The 19,172-nt window shown below is 72.8% G+C and carries 15 protein-coding genes and 1 pseudogene; 9 read left to right on the plus strand and 7 right to left on the minus strand.

The features are described 5' to 3' along the window. Positions 1-6: 6 nt before the first annotated feature. Positions 7-2,274 carry a formate C-acetyltransferase gene (gene pflB, locus ACIBCA_RS01295; protein WP_396280681.1) on the minus strand — a complete coding sequence of 756 codons (2,268 nt, stop codon included), beginning with the start codon at positions 2,272-2,274 and terminating at the stop codon, positions 7-9. A gap of 28 nt (positions 2,275-2,302) precedes the next feature. After that, on the minus strand, positions 2,303-4,966 hold the full coding sequence (gene adhE / locus ACIBCA_RS01300) for a bifunctional acetaldehyde-CoA/alcohol dehydrogenase (RefSeq protein WP_396280682.1): 2,664 nt from the start codon (positions 4,964-4,966) through the stop codon (positions 2,303-2,305). A 238-nt stretch (positions 4,967-5,204) separates the two neighbouring features. Here adhE and ACIBCA_RS01305 point away from each other — a divergent pair, with 238 nt between their 5' ends. Further along, complete coding sequence (locus ACIBCA_RS01305; RefSeq protein ID WP_396280683.1) at positions 5,205-5,705, plus strand: VOC family protein; 501 nt, start codon at positions 5,205-5,207, stop codon at positions 5,703-5,705. Positions 5,706-5,843: 138 nt separating this feature from the next. On the opposite strand, the gene ACIBCA_RS01310 is transcribed toward ACIBCA_RS01305, so the two are convergent. Next, positions 5,844-6,698, minus strand: a complete 855-nt coding sequence (locus tag ACIBCA_RS01310) for a universal stress protein (RefSeq protein ID WP_396280685.1) — start codon at positions 6,696-6,698, stop codon at positions 5,844-5,846. A 91-nt stretch (positions 6,699-6,789) separates the two neighbouring features. Then, complete coding sequence (locus ACIBCA_RS01315) at positions 6,790-9,174, minus strand: phosphoketolase (RefSeq protein WP_396280686.1); 2,385 nt, start codon at positions 9,172-9,174, stop codon at positions 6,790-6,792. A gap of 285 nt (positions 9,175-9,459) precedes the next feature. On the opposite strand from ACIBCA_RS01315, the gene ACIBCA_RS01320 reads away from it, so the two are divergent. The 4 genes from ACIBCA_RS01320 to ACIBCA_RS01335 all read left to right on the plus strand — a co-directional run bounded on the left by ACIBCA_RS01320 (position 9,460) and on the right by ACIBCA_RS01335 (position 13,956). Then, a complete protein-coding gene (locus ACIBCA_RS01320; RefSeq protein ID WP_396280688.1) occupies positions 9,460-10,320 on the plus strand; it encodes a universal stress protein in 861 nt (286 codons plus the stop codon). A gap of 28 nt (positions 10,321-10,348) precedes the next feature. Then, on the plus strand, positions 10,349-10,975 hold the full coding sequence (locus ACIBCA_RS01325) for a hypothetical protein (protein WP_396280689.1): 627 nt from the start codon (positions 10,349-10,351) through the stop codon (positions 10,973-10,975). Between the two features lie 105 nt (positions 10,976-11,080). Further along, complete coding sequence (locus tag ACIBCA_RS01330) at positions 11,081-11,767, plus strand: response regulator (protein ID WP_396280690.1); 687 nt, start codon at positions 11,081-11,083, stop codon at positions 11,765-11,767. 641 nt (positions 11,768-12,408) lie between these two features. Beyond that, positions 12,409-13,956 carry a Na+/H+ antiporter gene (locus ACIBCA_RS01335; protein ID WP_396280691.1) on the plus strand — a complete coding sequence of 516 codons (1,548 nt, stop codon included), beginning with the start codon at positions 12,409-12,411 and terminating at the stop codon, positions 13,954-13,956. A gap of 13 nt (positions 13,957-13,969) precedes the next feature. On the opposite strand, the gene ACIBCA_RS01340 is transcribed toward ACIBCA_RS01335, so the two are convergent. Together ACIBCA_RS01340 and ACIBCA_RS01345 are read right to left on the minus strand one after the other, a co-directional pair. Continuing rightward, positions 13,970-14,956: an Acg family FMN-binding oxidoreductase gene (locus ACIBCA_RS01340; RefSeq protein ID WP_396280692.1), complete on the minus strand. Its 987-nt coding sequence runs from the start codon at positions 14,954-14,956 to the stop codon at positions 13,970-13,972. A 132-nt stretch (positions 14,957-15,088) separates the two neighbouring features. After that, a complete protein-coding gene (locus ACIBCA_RS01345; RefSeq protein WP_396280693.1) occupies positions 15,089-15,364 on the minus strand; it encodes a hypothetical protein in 276 nt (91 codons plus the stop codon). Positions 15,365-15,609: 245 nt separating this feature from the next. On the opposite strand from ACIBCA_RS01345, the gene ACIBCA_RS01350 reads away from it, so the two are divergent. Genes ACIBCA_RS01350 through ACIBCA_RS01365 form a run of 4 tightly spaced genes read left to right on the plus strand, consistent with a single transcriptional unit; the run spans position 15,610 to position 18,076 of the window. Continuing rightward, entirely contained in the window at positions 15,610-15,807 is a 198-nt protein-coding gene (locus ACIBCA_RS01350) for a hypothetical protein (protein WP_396280694.1), read from the plus strand. Positions 15,808-15,810: 3 nt separating this feature from the next. Beyond that, positions 15,811-16,176 carry an ArsR/SmtB family transcription factor gene (locus ACIBCA_RS01355; RefSeq protein ID WP_396280695.1) on the plus strand — a complete coding sequence of 122 codons (366 nt, stop codon included), beginning with the start codon at positions 15,811-15,813 and terminating at the stop codon, positions 16,174-16,176. After that, complete coding sequence (locus ACIBCA_RS01360; RefSeq protein WP_396280696.1) at positions 16,173-17,891, plus strand: SulP family inorganic anion transporter; 1,719 nt, start codon at positions 16,173-16,175, stop codon at positions 17,889-17,891. Before ACIBCA_RS01355 ends, ACIBCA_RS01360 begins: the two co-directional genes overlap by 4 nt. A 53-nt stretch (positions 17,892-17,944) precedes the next feature. Further along, positions 17,945-18,076 carry a DUF6126 family protein gene (locus ACIBCA_RS01365; RefSeq protein ID WP_396280698.1) on the plus strand — a complete coding sequence of 44 codons (132 nt, stop codon included), beginning with the start codon at positions 17,945-17,947 and terminating at the stop codon, positions 18,074-18,076. 383 nt (positions 18,077-18,459) lie between these two features. On the opposite strand, the pseudogene ACIBCA_RS01370 reads toward ACIBCA_RS01365, so the two are convergent. Next, positions 18,460-19,116, minus strand: a pseudogene (locus ACIBCA_RS01370) (CBS domain-containing protein); the annotation flags it as partial. Between the last annotated feature and the right edge of the window lie 56 nt (positions 19,117-19,172).

Raw genomic sequence — 19,172 nt, forward strand, 5'->3', positions numbered from 1 at the left:
ACGGCGCTACAGCGCGTCGTGGAAGGTGCGGCCGATCACGTCGAGCTGCTGTTCGCGGGTGAGCCGGACGAAGTTGACGGCGTAGCCGCTGACGCGGATGGTCAGCTGCGGGTACTTCTCGGGGTGCTCCATGGCGTCGAGCAGGGTGTCGCGGTCGAGGACGTTGACGTTCATGTGGAACCCATGGCAGGCGGTGAAACCGTCCAGCACGCCGACCAGGTTCCGCACCCGATCGTCGGGGGTGCGCCCGAGGGCGTCGGGGGTGACGGTGTTGGTGAGCGAGATGCCGTCCTCGGCGTGGTCGTACGGGAGTTTGGCGACGGACAGGGCGCTGGCCACGTAGCCGTGGCGGTCGCGCCCGTTCATCGGGTTGGCGCCGGGCGAGAACGGTTCGCCGGCCCGGCGCCCGTCCGGGGTGTTGCCGGTCTTCCTGCCGTAGACGACGTTGGAGGTGATGGTGAGCACGGACTGGGTGTGCTCGGCGCCCCGGTAGGTGGGGTGCTTGCGCACCTTGGCCATGAAGTCCTCGACCAGCCGGACGGCGATCTCGTCCGCCCGGTCGTCGTTGTTGCCGTACGCGGGGAACTCGCCCTCGACCAGGTAGTCGGTGACCAGGCCGGTCCCGTCCCGTACGGGCGTGACCTTCGCGTACCTGATCGCGGACAGCGAGTCGGCGGCGACGGCGAGTCCGGCGATGCCGCAGGCCATGGTGCGCCGGACGTCCCGGTCGTGCAGGGCCATCTCCAGGCGCTCGTAGGCGTACTTGTCGTGCATGTAGTGGATGACGTTCAGCGCGTGGACGTACGTCTCGGCGAGCCAGTCCATCTGCCGGTCGAGCCGGGCGAGCACCTCCCCGTCGTCGAGGACGCCTTCGCCGACCGGGGCGGTGGCCGGGCCGACCTGGGCGCCGGTGCGCTCGTCGCGGCCGCCGTTGATCGCATAGAGCAGGGTCTTGGCGAGGTTGACCCGGGCGCCGAAGAACTGCATCTGCTTGCCCACCTCCATGGCGGAGACGCAGCAGGCGATGGCGGTGTCGTCGCCGAAGCGCGGGCGCATCAGCTCGTCGGACTCGTACTGGATGCTGGAGGTGTCGATGGAGACGCGGGCGCAGAACTCCTTGAAGCCGTACGGGAGTTTCGGCGACCAGAAGACGGTCATGTTGGGCTCGGGGGCCGGGCCCAGGTTGTAGAGCGTCTGCAGGTAGCGGAAGGAGGTGCGGGTGACCAGGGTGCGGCCGTCAGCGCCCATGCCGCCGATCGACTCGGTGACCCAGGTCGGGTCGCCGGAGAACAGCTCGTCGTACTCGGGGGTGCGCAGGAAGCGCACGATCCGCAGCTTGATGACGAAGTCGTCGATCAGCTCCTGAGCCTGATTCTCCGTCAACTCGCCGTGCTCCAGGTCGCGCTGGAGGTAGACGTCGAGGAAGGTGGAGGTGCGGCCGAGCGACATCGCGGCGCCGTTCTGCTCCTTGACCGCCGCGAGGTAGGCGAAGTACAGCCACTGGACGGCCTCGCGGGCGCTCGCGGCCGGCCCCGAGACGTCGTACCCGTAGGCGGCGGCCATCTGCTTGAGCTCGCCCAACGCCCGGATCTGCTCGGCGAGTTCCTCGCGCTCCCGGATGGTCTCCTCCAGCCGGGCGGGGTCGGCGGGCGCCGGGTCGAGCTCGGCCTTCTCGGCGCGCTTGGCCTCGATCAGCCGGTCGACGCCGTACAGGGCGACGCGGCGGTAGTCGCCGATGATCCGGCCCCGGCCGTACGCGTCCGGCAGGCCCGTGACGACGCCGGCCTTGCGCGCGGCGAGGATCTCGGGGGTGTAGGCGTCGAACACGCCGTCGTTGTGGGTCCTGCGGTACCGGGTGAAGACCTTCTCCAGCCCCGGGTCGACGGGGTAGCCGTAGGTGCGCAGCGCGCCGGCGACCATCCGCCAGCCGCCGTACGGCATGATCGCGCGCCGGAGCGGGGCGTCGGTCTGCAGGCCGACGATCAACTCCCGTTCCCGGTCGATGTATCCGGGCGCGAACGCGGTGATCCCGGCCGGGACGTCGTACGCGACGTCGTACACGCCCTTGGCGCGCTCCTCGGGGAAGCGGTCGGTGATCTGCCGCCACACGGCGAGGGTCCGCTCGGTCGGTCCGGCGAGGAAGGCCGCGTCGCCCTCGTAGGGGGTGTAGTTGTGCTGGATGAAGTCGCGGACGTCGATCGCGTCGCGCCACAGGCCGCCGTGGAAGCCGTCCCAGGCGCCGGCGGTGCGCTCGTGGTTCTGCGAGGTGGTCATCGGATCGTCCTCTCTCCTGTCCGGAGGCTCACGCCTGGTCGCCGTAGTAGGCCCGGCGCATCAGCTGCTGCAGGTCGGCGAGCAGCGGCATCCGGGGGTTGGCGGGGGCGCACTGGTCCTCGTAGGCGTTCATGGCCTGCTGCGGCAGGGCTGCCAGGAAGGCCGTCTCGTCGACCCCGGCGTCCTTGAAGGAGCGCGGGATGCCGACCCTGTCGCGCAGTTCCTCGACCGCCGCCGCGAGGGAGGCGACGCCCTGCCCGGGGGTGGCGGCGGGCAGGCCGAGCATCCGCGCGATCGCCTGGTAGCGCTCGGGGGCGAGGTAGCTGCCATACCTGGGCCAGCCGGTGACCTTGGCCGGGGCGGAGCCGTTCCAGCGGATGACGTGCGGCAGCAGCAGGGCATTGGTGCGGCCGTGGGCGACATGGAAGGTGGCGCCGAGGGTGTGGGCCATGGCGTGCACGGCGCCGAGGAAGGCGGAGCCGAAGGCCATCCCGGCGATGGTTCCCGCGTTGTGCATCTTCTCGCGGGCGAGCGGGTTGTCCGCGCCGTGGGCGACTGCTTCCTCGAGGTTCTCGAAGATCAGCCGGATGCCCTGGAGGGCGAGCCCGTCGGTGAAGTCGTTGGCGTAGACGGAGACGTAGGTCTCGATGCAGTGGGTGAGGGCGTCGAAGCCGGTGTCGGCGGTGACGTGCGGCGGCAGGCCGGTGGTCAGCGCGGGGTCGACGATGGCCACGCTCGGGGTTAGGGCGTAGTCCGCGAGGGGGTACTTCTGGCCGGTGGCGGTGTCGGTGATGACGGCGAAGGGGGTGACCTCGCTGCCGGTGCCCGAGGTGGTCGGGATGCACACCAGCTTGGCCTTCTCCCCCAGGTCGGGGAAGGTGAACGCGCGCTTGCGGATGTCGAAGAACTTCTCCTTCAGGTCCCCGAACTCCACCTCCGGGTGCTCGTACATCAGCCACATCACCTTGGCCGCGTCCATCGGCGAGCCGCCGCCCAGCGCGATGATGGTGTCCGGCTCGAAGCCGCGCATCAGCTCGGCGCCCTTGAGCACGGTGTCGATGCTCGGGTTGGGCTCGACGAAGTCGACGACCCGGACCTCGACGGGCTCGCGGCGCCGGCCCAGGACGTCGCGCACCCGCTCCAGGTGGCCGATCTCCACCATCGTCCGGTCGGTCACCACGACGACGCGGCGGGCGTTCGGCATGCTGGCCAGGTACTTGATCGAGTTGCGCTCGAAGTAGATCTTCGGCGGGACCTTGAACCACTGCATGTTGGTGTTGCGCCGCCCGATCCGCTTGATGTTGAGGAGGTTCAGCGCCGAGACGTTGCCGGCCACCGAGTTGTGCCCGTAGCTGCCGCAGCCGAGGGTCAGCGAGGGGGTGAAGGCGTTGTAGACGTCGCCGATGCCGCCCTGGGAGCTGGGCGCGTTCCAGATGATCCGGCACGCCTTGACCGCGTGCCCGAACTCCTCGACGAAGGCCGCGTCCTCGGTGTGCACGGCCGCCGAGTGGCCGAGTCCGTTGAACTCGACCATGGCGCAGGCCAGTTCGACGCCCTCGCGGCGCGAACGTGAGGTGAGGACGGCGAGCACCGGGCAGAGCTTCTCCCGGGTCAGCGGCTCCTGCGGGCCGACCGCGTCGCAGTCGACCAGGATCACCGAGGTGTCGGCGGGCACGGCGAACCCGGCCGCCTCGGCGATCTGCGCGGCCGTGCGGCCCACCACCTCGGCGTTGAGCCGCTCCCCCGCGCAGGAGGATCCGCTGCCGGCGCCGAACAGGTGGCGCTCCAGCAGCGCCTTCTCCTGCGCGTCGGCGTGGTGGGCCTTCAGCGTGCGGAACTCGGCGAGCGCGGCGTCGCGGATCTCCGCGTCCAGGATGACGGCCTGCTCGGAGGCGCAGATCATGCCGTTGTCGAAGGACTTCGACAGCACGATGTCGTTGACCGCCCGCCGCAGGTCCGCGCTGCGCTCCACGTACGCGGGGACGTTGCCCGCGCCCACGCCCAGGGCGGGCTTTCCGCAGGAGTACGCGGCCCGCACCATCGCGTTGCCGCCGGTGGCGAGGATCGTGGCCACGTCCGGGTGGTGCATCAGCGCGCTGGTGGCCGCCGTCGACGGCTCCTCGATCCACTGGATGCAGTGCGCGGGCGCCCCGGCCGCCACCGCCGCGTCGCGCACGGTCCGGGCGGCCTCCGCCGAGCAGCGCTGCGCCGCGGGGTGGAAGGAGAACACGATCGGGTTGCGGGTCTTGAGGGCGAGCAGGCACTTGAAGATCGTGGTCGAGGTGGGGTTGGTGACCGGCGTGATGCCGGCGACCACTCCGATCGGCTCGGCGATCTCCACGATGCCGTCGATCTCGTCCCGGTACACCACCCCGACGGTCCTCGTCCGGGCCATCACATGGGTGACGTTCTCGCAGGCGAAGACGTTCTTCACCGCCTTGTCCTCGAACAGCCCCCGCCCCGTCTCCTCCACCGCCAGCACGGCCAGCCCGGTGTGCCGCTCCAGCGCGGCCAGCGACGCCTTCTTGACGATGTGGTCGACCTGTTCCTGGGTGTAGTCCGCGTAAGCGTCGAGCGCGGTGAGCGCGTCGGCGACCAGCGCGCCGACGACGCTGTCGGGGCTCGGTGCCGCATCCGGGCGGGGGGCCGGGACGGAGGAGACGGTCTCCTCGGTCTGCGGGCGACGAGACATGGTGGGTGCCACCTTTCGGTTCGTCATCGGGGGCCGCGCGGACGGTCCGTCCCGCCCGCGCTGCCGCTTCCAGCGTGCCGGGGCGGCCCGAACCGGGGCGCGTGTCCAATGGGCCACTCCCGCAGGCCGAAGGTCCCGTGTGCGGGCGGGCACCTATCCGCCCTATTATTCAAATTCGAACTACCGGGTTACTGTCGAAGCGATTCGGTTCAAGTTTGAACTTTGCAAGGAGAGACCCATGCCGGTACGTCGCCTCAACCACGCGGTGCTCTACATCCGCGACGTCGCGACCTCGGTCGCGTTCTACACCGAGGTGCTGGGCTTCAAGGTCGACGTCGAGTTCCCCGGGCGGGCCGCCTTCCTCAGCGCCGAGGAGACGCTCAACGACCACGACCTCGGCCTGTTCGCGATCGGCGCCGACGCACCCGGCCCGCAGCCGGGCCGGGTCGGCCTGTACCACCTGGCCTGGGAGGTCGGCACGCTCGGCGAGCTGGCCGAGATCGGCCGCGCCCTCAGCGAGCGCGGGGCCCTCGTCGGCGCCACCGACCACCACCACTCCATGTCCTTCTACGCCAAGGACCCGGACGGCAACGAGTTCGAGGTGATGTGGCGCGTGCCGCGGGAGGGCTGGTCGGCGCCCGGCGAGGCGCCGAAGATGGGCCCCCTGGACCTGGAGGCCGCCATCGCCCGCTGGGGCGCGGACCTGGCCACCGGCGCCGCCGCGGGCTCCGCCACCTGAGGCCCACCAAGACAGTGCGGTCCAGGTGCCGGATCAACCGGGGTCGGCCGCCGACCGGACCCCTACGGGCCCCGTGCGAAACGCGGACTGCCGTGGCACCGGCCGGTGCCACGGCAGTCCGTGCGGTGCGGAGCCCGCTCAGGCGTGCGGCACCACCGCCACCGGGCTGTGCGCGTGGTGCAGGACCGTGTGGGCCACGCCACCCAGCCAGGGTGCGGCCGCGTGCAGCCCGGATGTCCGGCGGCCCACCACCGTCAGCGCGGCGCCTCGCGACGCCTCGACGAGCGCCCGCCCGGCCGGCCAGGCCGTCACCTCGGCCTCAACCCGGAGCGCGGGGTACTTCTCGCACCAGGGGGCGATCGCGTCCTGGAGCCGCGTCAGCTCAGCCGCCGCCAGGGCCTCCCTGATCTCGGGCTGGTCCACCGGTGCCTCCGTCAGGTACGGCCCGGCCGGGCGCGTGCGGCTCTCCAGGACCCGCACCGCCGCCCCCCGCTCGGCAGCCTGCTCGAAGGCGAAAGAAAGGACGTCGCCGTAGGACCGGGCGCTGTCCAGCCCGACCACCACGTCACCCTCCACCCCCGTCCCGTCCCCGGCCCGCACCAGGACCACGGGGCAGTGGGCGCGCGCCGCCGTGCGCAGCGCGATCGAGCCGACCAGCAGTCCCGCGAATCCGTCTGACCCGCGCGAGCCGACGACCACCAGGCCGTCCCGCCCGCCGGCGGCGGCCAGCACGGCCGCCGGGTTGCCGGGCGCGTGCCCGCAGGTGATCTCCAGGCCCGGCAGTGCGCTCGCGAGGTGGTCCCAGACGGCGAGCACCGGCTCGGGGACCTGCTCGACGGCGTCGCCGGGCTCCGTGGGGTCGAAGGGCGCCGCCGCCCCGGCGTGGATCATCCGCAGGGGCCGGCCGCTGCGGTGGGCCTCCCCAGCGGCCCACTCGGCCGCGGCCCTGCTCGGTTCCGATCCGTCGACCCCGACGACTACGACGTGGGACATGACGTCTCTCCTCTCTCGTTGCTCTCGTTGCTCTTGTTGATCTCGCTGCTCTTGTTGATCTCGCTGCTGTCGGTCGGTCCGTCCCGCCCCGTCAGCCCTGCCAGGTCCATTCGGTGACCTCGGGCAGGTCGGTGCCGTGCTCGCGTATCCAGTCCTGGTGGCGCGCCCGCTGGTCGGCCATCGTCCGGCGCAGGGCGGCCGCCGGACCGGCCAGGCCGGGGACGCGGTCGATGACGTCCATGACCAGGCGGTAGCGGTCCAGGTCGTTGCGGACGACCATGTCGAACGGCGTGGTCGTGGTGCCGGACTCCTTGTAGCCGCGTACGTGCAGGTGCGGGTGGACGGCCCGGCGGTACGCGAGGCGGTGGATCAGCCACGGGTAGCCGTGGTAGGCGAAGATCACCGGCCGGTCGCGGGTGAACAGGGCGTCGAACTCGGCGTCGGGCATGCCGTGCGGGTGCTCCTCGGCGGGCATCAGCCGGGCCAGGTCGACCACGTTCACCACCCGGACCCACAGGTCGGGCAGGTGGCGGCGCAGCAGGCCCGCGGCGGCCAGGACCTCCTGGGTGGGCACGTCCCCGGCGCAGGCGAGGACGACGTCGGGCTCGCCCGCGCCCTCCCCGGTGCCCGCCCACTCCCAGACGCCCGCCCCGCGGGCGCAGTGCTCGCGCGCCTCGTCCAGCGTGAGCCAGTCGAAGCAGGGCTGCTTGCCGGCGACCACGACGTTGACGTAGTCGCGGCTGCGCAGCAGGTGGTCGGCGGTGGCGAGCAGGGTGTTGGCGTCCGGCGGGAGGTAGACGCGCACGGCCTGGGGGCTCTTGTTGAGGACGTGGTCGACGAAGCCCGGGTCCTGGTGGGAGAAGCCGTTGTGGTCCTGGCGCCAGACGTGCGAGGTGAGCAGGTAGTTGAGCGAGGCGATCGGCTCGCGCCAGGGGATCTCGCGGGTGGTGCGCAGCCACTTGATGTGCTGGTTGACCATCGAGTCGACGATGTGGACGAACGCCTCGTAGCAGGAGAACAGGCCGTGCCGGCCGGTCAGCAGGTACCCCTCCAACCAGCCCTGACAGGTGTGTTCCGAGAGGATCTCCATCACCCGGCCGTCGTGGGCGAGGTGTTCGTCCACGGGCAGGGTCTCGGCCTGCCACGCCTTGCCCGTCGCCCGGTAGACGGCCTGAAGGCGGTTGGAGGCGGTCTCGTCCGGGCCCACCAGACGGAAGTCCCGGCGTTCGGCGGTGGCGGCCATGAGGTCGGCGAGCAGCTCGCCCAGGACGCGGGTCGGCTCGTGCAGGGTCGTGCCGGGCTTGTCCACGGGGACGGCGTAGCGCTCCAGTGACGGCATCGGCAGGTCGCGCAGCAGCAGGCCGCCGTTGGCGTGCGGGTTGGCGCCGAGGCGGCGGTGCCCCTCGGGGACGTGCGCGAGGACCTCGGCCACCGGGCGGCCGAGGGCGTCGAAGAGCTCCTCCGGCCGGTACGAGCGCAGCCATGACTCCAACTGCCGCAGGTGCACCGGGTTTTCACGGACCTGGTCGAGCGGCACCTGATGGGCGCGCCAGGTGCCCTCCACCGGCAGGCCGTCCACCTCGGACGGGCCGGTCCAGCCCTTGGGCGTGCGCAGCACGATGAGCGGCCACCGGGGGCGGCGGGTGTCGCCGCCGGTGCGGGCCTCGTACTGGATCGCGGCGATCCGGTCGAGGGCGGTGTCCATGGCCCAGGCCATGGCCCGGTGGACCGCCAGTGGGTCCTCGCCGCCGACGTACAGCGGCTCGTGGCCGTAGCCGCGCAGCAGGGCGTCGAGTTCGGCTTCGGGCAGCCGGGCGAGCACGGTCGGGTTGGCGATCTTGTAGCCGTTGAGGTGGAGGATCGGCAGCACCGCGCCGTCGTGGACGGGGTCGAGGAACTTGTTGCCGTGCCAGGAGGCGGCCAGTGGGCCGGTTTCGGCCTCGCCGTCGCCGATCACGCAGGCGACCAGCAGACCGGGGTTGTCGAAGGCGGCGCCGTAGGCGTGCGAGAGCGCGTAGCCGAGTTCGCCGCCCTCGTGGATGGAGCCCGGCGTCTCGGGGGCGACGTGGCTGGGCACGCCGCCGGGGAAGGAGAACTGGCGGAACAGCCGGGCCATGCCCGCCTCGTCGCGGGTGACGTCGGGGTAGGTGTCGGTGTAGCTGCCGTCGAGCCAGGAGTTCGCGAGCACGGCGGGCCCGCCGTGTCCGGGGCCCCAGATGCAGACCGCCTCCTGGTCGCGGGCCCTGATCACCCGGTTGAGGTGGGTGTGCACCAGGTTGAGGCCGGGTGAGGTGCCCCAGTGGCCCAGCAGGCGGGGTTTGATGTGCTCGGGCCGCAGCGGCTCGCGCAGCAACGGGTTCGCCATCAGGTAGATCTGGCCCACCGCCAGGTAGTCGGCGGCCCGCCAGTGGGCGTCGAGCGCCCGGATCTCCTCGTCGGAAGGCCCGCTGCGGGCCGGACCGGGGGTGACGGACATGGGTGTGCTCTCCTCTTGGGGCGACGGAGGTGGTCATCGGGGTGCCCGGCCGTCGGGGGAACGCTTCCGGGGTCCTCAGGCTGCCGTGCGCCGGCCTGCCGGGCCGAGGGGCCGAAGGTCCCGCCGACCTCGCCTTGGGTCCCGGCGCTACGGGCCCGGCCGGGGACCAGTGGCCCCTCGCCTTGGGTCCCGTCGGTCCCTGGGCTCGAACGGGAGGGCGGCCGCACAGTGGTGCTCAGTCGGTGGAGGGCCTTCCCCTCCGCCCCCGATCTCCCGGGAGTTCCCGTGACGACACGCCATGTCCTGGTCGGCCTCGACGGCTCGCCGCAGAGCGAGGCCGCCGCCCTCTGGGCGGCCGACTGGGCCCACCGGCTCGCAGCTCCGCTGCGGCTGCTCCACGTCTGGCCCTGGTTGAGCACCGACAACATGGACCGCTCCCGGCCCGGCGACCCCAGGCCCAGCGCGCTCGACGCCCTCACCGGCGTCGCCGAACGCATCCGCCGCGCCCGTCCGGGCCTGGTGGTGAAAACCGCCGTCAGGGCCGACGACCCGGTGGACGGGCTGGTCGCTGAGGCCCGGGGGCAGGAGATACTCGTCCTCGGCACCCGGGGGCTCGGCGGGTTCGCCGGACTGCTCGTCGGCTCGGTCTCCCTCGCCGTCGCGGCCCGGGCCCCGATCCCGACGGTCCTGGTCCGCGAGGGCACGCCCGCCTCCGGCACCGGCGAGGTCGTGGTCGGGCTCGACGCCCGCGAACCGGCCGACGCCGTCCTGGAGTTCGCCTTCACCGCGGCCGGGCTCCGCGGCACCGCGCTGCACGCCGTGCACGGCTGGGACCCGTCCGCCGCCTGGGCCTACGGCGGCCTCATGCCGCCGCTGGTCGACCTCCCGGTGCAGCAGGACACCGAGACCGCCGTACTGACGCAGCACCTGAGCGCGCGCCGCGCGAAGCACCCCGAGGTGGAGGTCGTCGTGGACGCCCGGCTCGGCGGGGCCGCGAGCGCCGTCCTGGACGCCGCCGCCGGCGCCGGGCTCGTCGTCCTCGGCCGCCGCGAGCAGCGGCACCCCCTCGGCCTGCGGCTCGGTCCCGTCGCCCACGCCGTGCTCCACCACTGCCCCGTCCCGGTGGCCGTCGTCCCCCACACGTGACGTCGGCCGTCCACGAAGGAGAAGCGACATGAGCGCCGGTCCACACCCGCGCCTCCGCCGCCACCTGCGGCAGGCATTCGGGCAGAACGCCAACCCGCTGGTCCGCCTGCTCGACCGCTCCCGCAGCCGCGCCCTGCTGCTGGCCCTGCTCGGCGCCGCGCTGGCGGTGCTCGCCGGCGCCGGCGCGACGGTGGCCGGCTACTCCGAAGCCCGGCACGACGCCTCCGTGACGGCCGCCCGGCTGCACCCGGTCCGGGCGGTCACGCTCACCCCGGCCCGGCGCCCGACCGAAGGCGAGCGGGGCAGGGACCTGAGGCGCTACCGGGCGGACGCCACCTGGGCCGCCCCGGACGGCCGGACCGTCACCGGCACCGTCACGGTGCCGCCCGGCACCGCCTCCGGCACGTCCGTCGGCATCCTGGCCGACGGCTCCGGCCGGTTCGCCGAGGCCCCGCCCGGGACCACCGAGTCCGCCGTCGATGCCGCATTCCTGGGGGCTTTCACGCTCGGCGGCCTCCTCGCCCTCGTCGGTGCCGGTCTCGGCTTCCGCCTCAACACCCTGAACCGCTGGGCCGCGCGCGCCTGGGAGCACTCCTGGACCCTGCTGGAACCGGTCTGGAGCGGTCGCGCCCCGCGCGACCACCGCGCCGGCTGAGCGGGCCGCCTGGCCCGCGCTTCCCCTCGTACCCCGGCTTCCGGCAGACTGCTCACGGGTCGGCACCGTCTGCCCGCTGGAAGCAGGATCGAGTACGGAGCGGTGATGGCGGACGACACGACGACCGAGGTGAAGGTGTTCCTCCTCGACGACCACGAAGTGGTCAGGCGGGGCGTGCGCGACCTCCTGGACGTGGAGCCCGGCCTCACGGTGGTCGGCGAGGCGTCCACCGTGGCACAGGCGCTCAGCCGGGCCCCGGCACTGCGCCCGGACGTCGCGGTCCTGGACATGCGGCTGCCCGACGGCGACGGCGTGACCGTCTGCCGCGAACTGCGCTCCCGGATGCCGGAGTTGGCCTGCCTGATCCTCACCTCGTTCGACGACGAGGACGCCCTGCTCGACTCGATCATGGCCGGTGCGGCCGGCTACGTCCTCAAGCAGATCAGCGGCACCGACCTCGTCTCCGCGGTCCGTACGGTGGCCTCCGGCCAGTCCATGCTCGACCCCGGTGCCACCACCCGGCTGATGGCCCGACTGCGGGGGGAGGGCGTCCGGCAGCCGTCCGAGGCCGCGCGGCTCACCGACCGCGAGCAGGAGGTCCTCGCCCTGATCGGCGAGGGCCTGACCAACCGGCAGATCGGCGAGCGGCTCTACCTGGCCGAGAAGACCGTCAAGAACCACATCTCCCGGTTGCTCGCCAAGCTCGGCGTGGAACGGCGAGTGCAGGCCGCGCTCCTCGCGCCCCGGGTTCTGGGCGGCCGGAGCCACCCGGCGAGCCCCGGGACCGTCTGAGCGCTCCCCCACCGGACCGGGCCGACCGGAGCCCCCTCGGGGGACCATCGGCCCCTCCCGGGGATGCCGGGCCCGGGTGAGCATGGCTGCCATGGCCGCCGAATACACATCCCTGGACGAGTCGCAGTGCCTGAGGCTCCTCGGCGGAAGGACCGCCGGGATGCCGTTCCCCTTCTTCGCCCACCCCCGGCAACACTCCCAGGGACGAGACCGTCAGCGCGGGGGTACCGGAGAAGTGGGGACCGTGCCGGAGAGGATGAGCACAGCGGCGACGACGAAGAAGGTCCCCACGACGAAACCCATGAGCGGGGACACCCAACCGACCCATCCGCCGGCCTCCCGGGCTTCCTTCGGGCGCCCGGGCGGGTAGCAGACCATCACCTGAACGCCCGGCGTCCCGGACCGGGACAGGTACATCGACACCAGGTACGCCCCGCCCTCCGGCGCCTGGAACCGAACGGTTCCCTTCCCGCGTACTGGCCACGTGACCTGCGCCGATTCCGCCCTCCACCCCCCTGCCCACCCCGCAAACGAACCGATAAGATGACCAGCGGTGTGCCGGGAAGTCTGGTCGGCTCGGGGGACGACCGCGGCGATCGGGCGGCGGCGACCCCGGTGGTTGCGATGGGTCGTTTCTGCAGATGCACGCCGTGGGGATCGTTCTCGTTCTGGTGGTTCTGGCCACGACCGTGGCCACCTTCGCCCGGCGATGGCGGATACCCGCCCCCTCGCTGCTGGTCCTGGCCGGAATCGGCGTCGCGCTGATCCCCGGAGTGCCGGCGCTGCACGTCCCGCCGCAGGCCATCGCCCTGGTGGTGCTGCCGCCGCTGCTCTACTCCTCCGCCGAGGATCTGTCGCTGCGCGACCTGCGCGCGGTGTGGCGGCCGGTGACGATCCTCTCCTTCGGGCTGGTCTTCGCCTCCGCCGCGGCCGTGGGCTTCGTGGCCGTCGCCGTCACCGGGCTGCCGCCCGCGATGGCCTTCGTGCTGGGGGCGGTACTCTCCAGCACCGACCCGGTGGCCGTCACCGCGCTCGGCCGACGCCTGGCGCTGCCGAGCCGCATCCAGGTGCTGGTCCAGGCCGAGAGCCTGTTCAACGACGCCACCTCCCTCGTCCTGTTCAAGGTCGCCGTCGGCGTCGCCGTCACGGTGGGCGGAACCGTCGACCTGCCCTCCGCCGGCGGGGAGCTGCTGCTGCTCGGCGGGGGCGGCAGCGTGGTCGGCGCCGTCGTCGCCGGGGCCGTGTGGCTGATCCGCCGCCGCACCACCGACCCGGTCCTGGAGACCGTGATCGCCCTGATCACCCCGTACGCGGCGTACGTCCTGGCGGAATCCGCGCACACCTCCGGCGTCACCTCCGTCGTGGTCGCCGGCGTCCTGCTCGGCCGCTCCGGCCACCGGCTCACCGACGCGCACATCCGGCTCCAGCTGGGCGCCGTCTACGCGGTGGTGGTGTTCCTGCTGGAGAGCGTCGTCTTCTCGATCGTCGGTCTCGAACTGCCCACCCTGGTCCGGGACCTGCCCGCCGGCGCCGGCTGGTGGCCGCTGCAGGCCCTCGCCCTGGCCGCCCTGCTCATCGGCGTCCGCGTGTTGTGGACCCTGCCGCTGACCCGCGCCGTCAAACCCAGCCGCGGCCGACTGTCCTGGCGGGTCGCCGGGGTGGTCACCTGGGCCGGCACCCGGGGCGTCATGCCGCTGGCCGCCGCCCTGTCCATCCCGCTCCTCGCCGACGACCGCTCCGCCCTCGCCGGACGCCCGCTCGTCCTGGTGCTCACCACATCGGTCGTCGTGTTCACCCTCGTCGTCCAGGGCCTCACCCTCGCCGTCGTCGTCAACCGCTCCGGACTCGCCCTCGAACCCGAGCACACCGCCCGCGAGGAGGCCGACGCCCGCGACGCGCTCAACCGCGCCGCCCTCGACCACGTCGAGCACCTCTCCGAGCTGGAGGCCGTCCCCGAGACCTCCGTCGACCGCGTCCGCCGAAGTCTCACCGCCCGCCTCGACCGCACCGCCGAGGCCGCGGACGGCACCACCGCCGACGCCGCCCACCGCCAGCTCCGCCGCGAGGTCATCGCCGTACAGAACACCGAACTGCGCCGCCTCTACGAGGAGCACCGCATCAGCGACACCACCCTGCGCGTGCTCCAGCGCGACCTCGACCTGGAGGAGGCCGGACTCGGCAGCACCTGAACCCCGGGCGCTGCTATCCCTCCGGCAGGTCGAGGACCTGCGACACCGGGCGGCGCGGACTCGCGGCGCCGGGCGGGCCGTAGCCGAGCCGCAGCACCAACTGGACGTGGGCGGGCCCCTCGGCCGGGTCGCGCAGGCGCCAGCGGGTGTCGGGGATCTCGACGGCCTGGTGCAGGACGGAGGCCCGCAGGCCGTGGACGGTGGCGAGCAGCCAGACCCGCTCCAGCGCCTGACCGGTGCGCAGCCAGTCCGACTGGCCGTCGAAGTGGGTGGTGAGGGTGGCGATCTGGGGCAGGGCCTCGAAGCGCGCGGCCGGGGTGGTGTGGCGCGGCGGGTGGCCTGCGAAGCCGCGCATCGGGAGGTGGGCATCGCGGTCGTGCGAGCCGAGGGCGGCGAGCGGGATGCCGTCGCAGGAGGGTTCGAGGCGCAGCCAGCGGTGGGTCTCGGCCTCACGGGTGACGTCGGCGGCGATGCGGGCCTCGGCTTCGGAGGTGAGGGCGAGGACGCGGCGCATGCCGTGTTCCTCCAGCACGGTCAGCGTCACACCTTCGTCCCGGGCGGCCGTGATGAGGTCGGCCACGAGCGCCTCGGGGACGTCCCGGTTGGTGAACGGGTGTCGGCTGGAGTGGCGCCGGGGGATCGCCGGGTAGAGGTCGGCCCCGAAGGGCTGCGGCGTCCGCAGGGGCGCGGAGAGGCCGAGGACGGCGCGCGGCTGCGTACCCGCGCCGTTCGGCAGAAGCTGGACGACGGCCTCGCGGCCGAGGTGGGCGGCGGCCACCCGCAGGTTGAAGACTGCGGCACCGATGGAGATGTGCAGGGCCCTGCCGTCCGGGTCCGCGGCCGGGACAGCCCGGCTCAGGTCCGCGTGAACCTCCAGGCCGCGCAGGTCCGGGGTGGGGCGAAAGTGCCAGGGTTGGCTGTTGTGCAGCGACGGGGCCATCCCGCCGGCTTCGGCCAGCAGGCGCAGGTCGGCGGCGGTGAGCTCGGTTTCGGTGGTCATGGCGGGTTCACCTCCTGCTGCCGGCGGGGAGCGCCGGTGATTCGATGGTTCGCCGCGTCGACGGTGCTTGGCAAGGGCCCAACGGCCCTGGGCGCACCGGCCGAGCGGCCTCGGGTGCCGATGCCGCGGGATTCATCGGCCGGCCGGGGCGAGGAGTTCGATGCGGCCGGTGCGCAGGTGGTTGCGGTGACCGTCCAGGAACGCGCCGTCCGCTCCGTGCCCGGGACGGGCAGTGGTGGTGTGCCGCCCTGTGCCGGGTGGGCGCAGCCCGTGCGGGTGCTGCAGATCCAGGCCCGCGGCCTCGCCCAGCGTGCCGAGCGCCATCCCGCTCGTCGAGTCGACCAGGGCCGCACCGAGCACCCCGTCGATCGCCATCGCGTCCTTGAGTGCCCCGTCGATGCCTGCCATGCGCAAATCCTCCCGACCGCTCCATGTCACGACCGGCCCTGCGCGCCGACCCACACGGAGCGTAGGCACCCGAGACGCTCCGGCGGCTCGATGACGAGTACTGATCACAAGAGATCGTCACTGTCTGAATCCATCACGTGCGAAACAAGCGATTTGAAAAATTCTTCATATTCATACATGCTGGCTTGCTGTTGGATCGACATGAGGTGCGTCCGGTGTCGTACCGGCGACCGGGGAGGGTGGTCATGGCCGCAGCGTTCGACGAGGAGCTGCACGAACAGCTCTCCCAGGCCCGACAGGCCCTACGCCAGGCTCGCGAGTGCGGGGACGACGACGGCGCCCATGCCTATGCCGGGCGCGAGGCGAGCCTGCTGCGGATCGCGGCCGACCACGGCATCGACGTCCCGCACGCCGCCCAGCCGGAAGAGCGAGGAGAGAGCTGAGACATGGCCGTCCCGCTGTACCAGGCGAAGGCGGAGTTCTTCCGCACCCTGGGCCATCCGGCACGTATCCGCGTTCTGGAGCTGCTGCAGGACGGCCCGCTGCCGGTGCGCGAACTGCTCGCGGCTCTGGAGATCGAGGCGTCCAGCCTCTCCCAGCAGCTCGCGGTCCTGCGCCGCACCAACCTGGTCACCGCCACCCGGGACGGCAACACCGTCGTCTACGCGCTCAGCACGCCGGACGTCGCCGGGCTGCTGCGGGCGGCCCGCAGCATCCTCGGCGAGATGATCACCGACCAGCGCCAACTCCTCAACGAGCTCAGCACACCCACCGCGCCCACCTCAGCCACCGCTCACGAGGTCCGGGCATGAGCGCCGCCCACGCTGTCCTCGACCGGGTGCGGTCCGTCCTCCCCAACCGCGAGATCCTCGCCACCATGGGCCGCTCGCCGCGCAAGGACCTCCTCGCCGGACTGACGGTGGCCATCGTCGCGCTGCCGCTCGCGCTCGGATTCGGCATCTCCTCCGGCGCGGGCGCCGAGGCGGGCCTGGCGACCGCCGTCGTCGCGGGCGCGCTCGCCGCGATCTTCGGCGGCTCCAACCTCCAGGTCTCCGGGCCGACCGGCGCCATGACGGTCGTGCTGGTGCCGATCGTCGCCCGCTACGGCACCGGCGGCGTCCTCACCGTCGGCCTGCTGGCGGGCGTCGTCCTGGTCGCGCTGGCGCTGGTGCGGGCCGGACGCTGGATGGCCTACGTGCCCGTCCCGGTCGTGGAGGGCTTCACCGTCGGGATCGCCGGCGTCATCGCGCTGCAGCAGGTGCCCGGCGCGCTCGGGGTGAAGAAGCCCGAGGGCGACAACCCGGCCGTCGTCGCGGCCAAGGCCGTGGGCGACTTCGCCACCGCCCCGCACTGGGCGGCGCTCGCGCTCGCCCTGGGCGTCGCGGCCGTCATGCTGATCGGCGTACGGCTGCGGCCCGCGCTGCCGTTCTCGCTGATCGCCGTCGTCGCCGCGACTCTTGTCGCGCAGCTGGCCGACCTGCCTGTGGCGACCATCGGCCACCTGCCCGCCGGCCTGCCCATGCCCTCGCTGGGCTTCCTGGACCTCTCCGCCGTCCCCGCCCTGCTGCCCTCCGCGCTGGCCGTCGCCGCGCTGGCCGCCCTCGAATCGCTGATGTCCGCGACCGCCGCCGACGCGATGAGCGTCTCCGAACGCCACGACAGCGACCGCGAACTGTTCGGACAGGGCCTGGCCAACCTCGCCGCCCCGCTGTTCGGCGGCGTCGCCGCCACCGGCGCCATCGCCCGCACCGCCGTCAACGTCCGCTCCGGCGCGGCCTCCCGGCTGGCGGCGCTGGTGCACGCCGGCGTGCTCGCGGCGATCGTCTTCGCCGCCGCGCCGCTGGTGTCCGGCATCCCGCTGGCCGCCCTCACCGGGGTGCTCATAGCCACCGCCGTACGGATGGTCGAGGTCGGCTCGCTGCGCGCGCTGGCCCGCACGGGGCGCGGAGAGGCTTCCGTCCTGTTCCTGACCGCCGCCGCCACCCTCGCCTTCGACCTGGTCACCGCCGTCGTGATCGGCATGCTCGTCTCCGGCGCGCTCGCCCTCGCCGCAGTCGCGAAGGCCGCCCGCGTCGAGCAGGTCCCCCTGCACGCCGACCTACCCCCGGCCGACCACCACGCCGAGGAACAGGCGCTGCTCGCCGAGCACATCGTCGCCTACCGCATCGACGGCCCGCTGCTCTTCGCCGCCGCCCACCGCTTCCTGCTGGAACTCACCGAATCCGCCGAGGTCAAGGTCGCGATCCTGCGGATGTCCCGGGTCAGCGCCATCGACGCCAGCGGCGCCACCGTCCTCGGCGACGCCATCACCAAACTCCAGCGCCGAGGCACCCTCGTGCTCGTCTCCGGCATCCGCGACGAACACCACCGCACGCTCGACGCCCTCGGCATCCTCGACCGGCTCCGCACCGACGGCCACGTGTTCGACACCACCCCGGACGCCATCGCCTACGCCCGCAAGCACCTGACAGGCCACCAGGTCCTCTCCACCCAAGACCCTCTCACCGCCACAGGAACTTCTCGGTGACCACGAGACCGCCCCGAACAGACCACCCCGCCGCAGCCCGTCCGGGAGTCCCGATGAGTGACAGCACCAGCGACGAGAAGGCTCGTCGCAAGGCCATGCTCATCCGCGCCTCGATCTACGTCCTCGGCACCCACCTGTTCGCCGGCTTCGTCATCCTGCTCTTCGCCCTCGGCAACCCCCACTGAGCCCTTCCGGGGCCTGCTCCCGGTCCGCCGGGCGCCCGGCACCCCCGTTCAGGGCCGGTAGACGGCGCAGACGCCCGTGGCGATCGGGCGGCCCGGCGCGACGTCCGGATCCGCGAACACGGCACCGACCTGCCCGAGGTCGCCACCTGGACCCGGACCCACTGACCGGGCCGTACCGGGCCCTGCCGCACCGTCGAGCGAAGGCCGACGGGATGGCCACGCCGTTCACGGCGACCGCCATCGTGCTCGCGGTGGCCGCGTGCACCGCGTACACCCATCGTGTAAGCGGTGTACGCGGTGTACGCGGTGCCCGGCCGCCCTGCTGCTGCGGGACGCGGCGAACCGGATGCGCCCGGTGTGCGCTCCCAGCGGGCCGGGTGCGGGGCGACGGTGGTGTCGGTGCGGTGGTCGAGCCAGCTGGTGACCGTGATCACGCCGTCAACTCCCCGGCACAGCCGCTCCACGACCGGCGCCAGACTGCGGTGGGCGACGGTGCCGGTGAGCGTCACCTGTCCGTCGGCCACCTGGACGTCGATGCTGTCCGGGGAGATGCCCAGGGTGCGGGAGAGGACGTCCTGCCGGATCTCCTCGCGGATCGCACGGTCGTGGCGCAGGAAGACGCGCAGCAGGTCGCTGCGGCTGACGATGCCCACCAGGCGTCCCGCCTCGTCGACGACGGGGAGCCGCTTGAGGTACTGACGCTGCATCAGGCGCGCCGCCTCCACCACGGTCCATTCGGGCCGGGCGCACACGGCCGGGCTGGTCATGAGGTGCTCAGCGGTGGCAGCTCGGCTCTTGGCCTGCTCGGCGGGCGACAGGCTGGGGATCAGCAGCAGTCCCGCCGGGTCCTCCTGGCCGGCCTCGTTGAGCAGCAGGTCGGCCTCGGACACCAGGCCGATCGGCCGGTCCTGGTCGTCGAGGACGGGCACGGAGGTGATGTCGTGCTCGGCGAGCAGTCGGGCGATTTCCTTGAAGCCGGTGTCGGGCCCTACGTGCACGACGGCCGAGGTCATCAGCTCTCCCACGATCCGGTGTCGCATTCTCGGTTCTCCTGTCATGTGTGGACGGGGCGCGTCCGTCGGCGGCGCCCCGGACG

This window comes from Kitasatospora sp. NPDC051170 (assembly GCF_044455705.1).
GTDB lineage: Bacteria > Actinomycetota > Actinomycetes > Streptomycetales > Streptomycetaceae > Kitasatospora.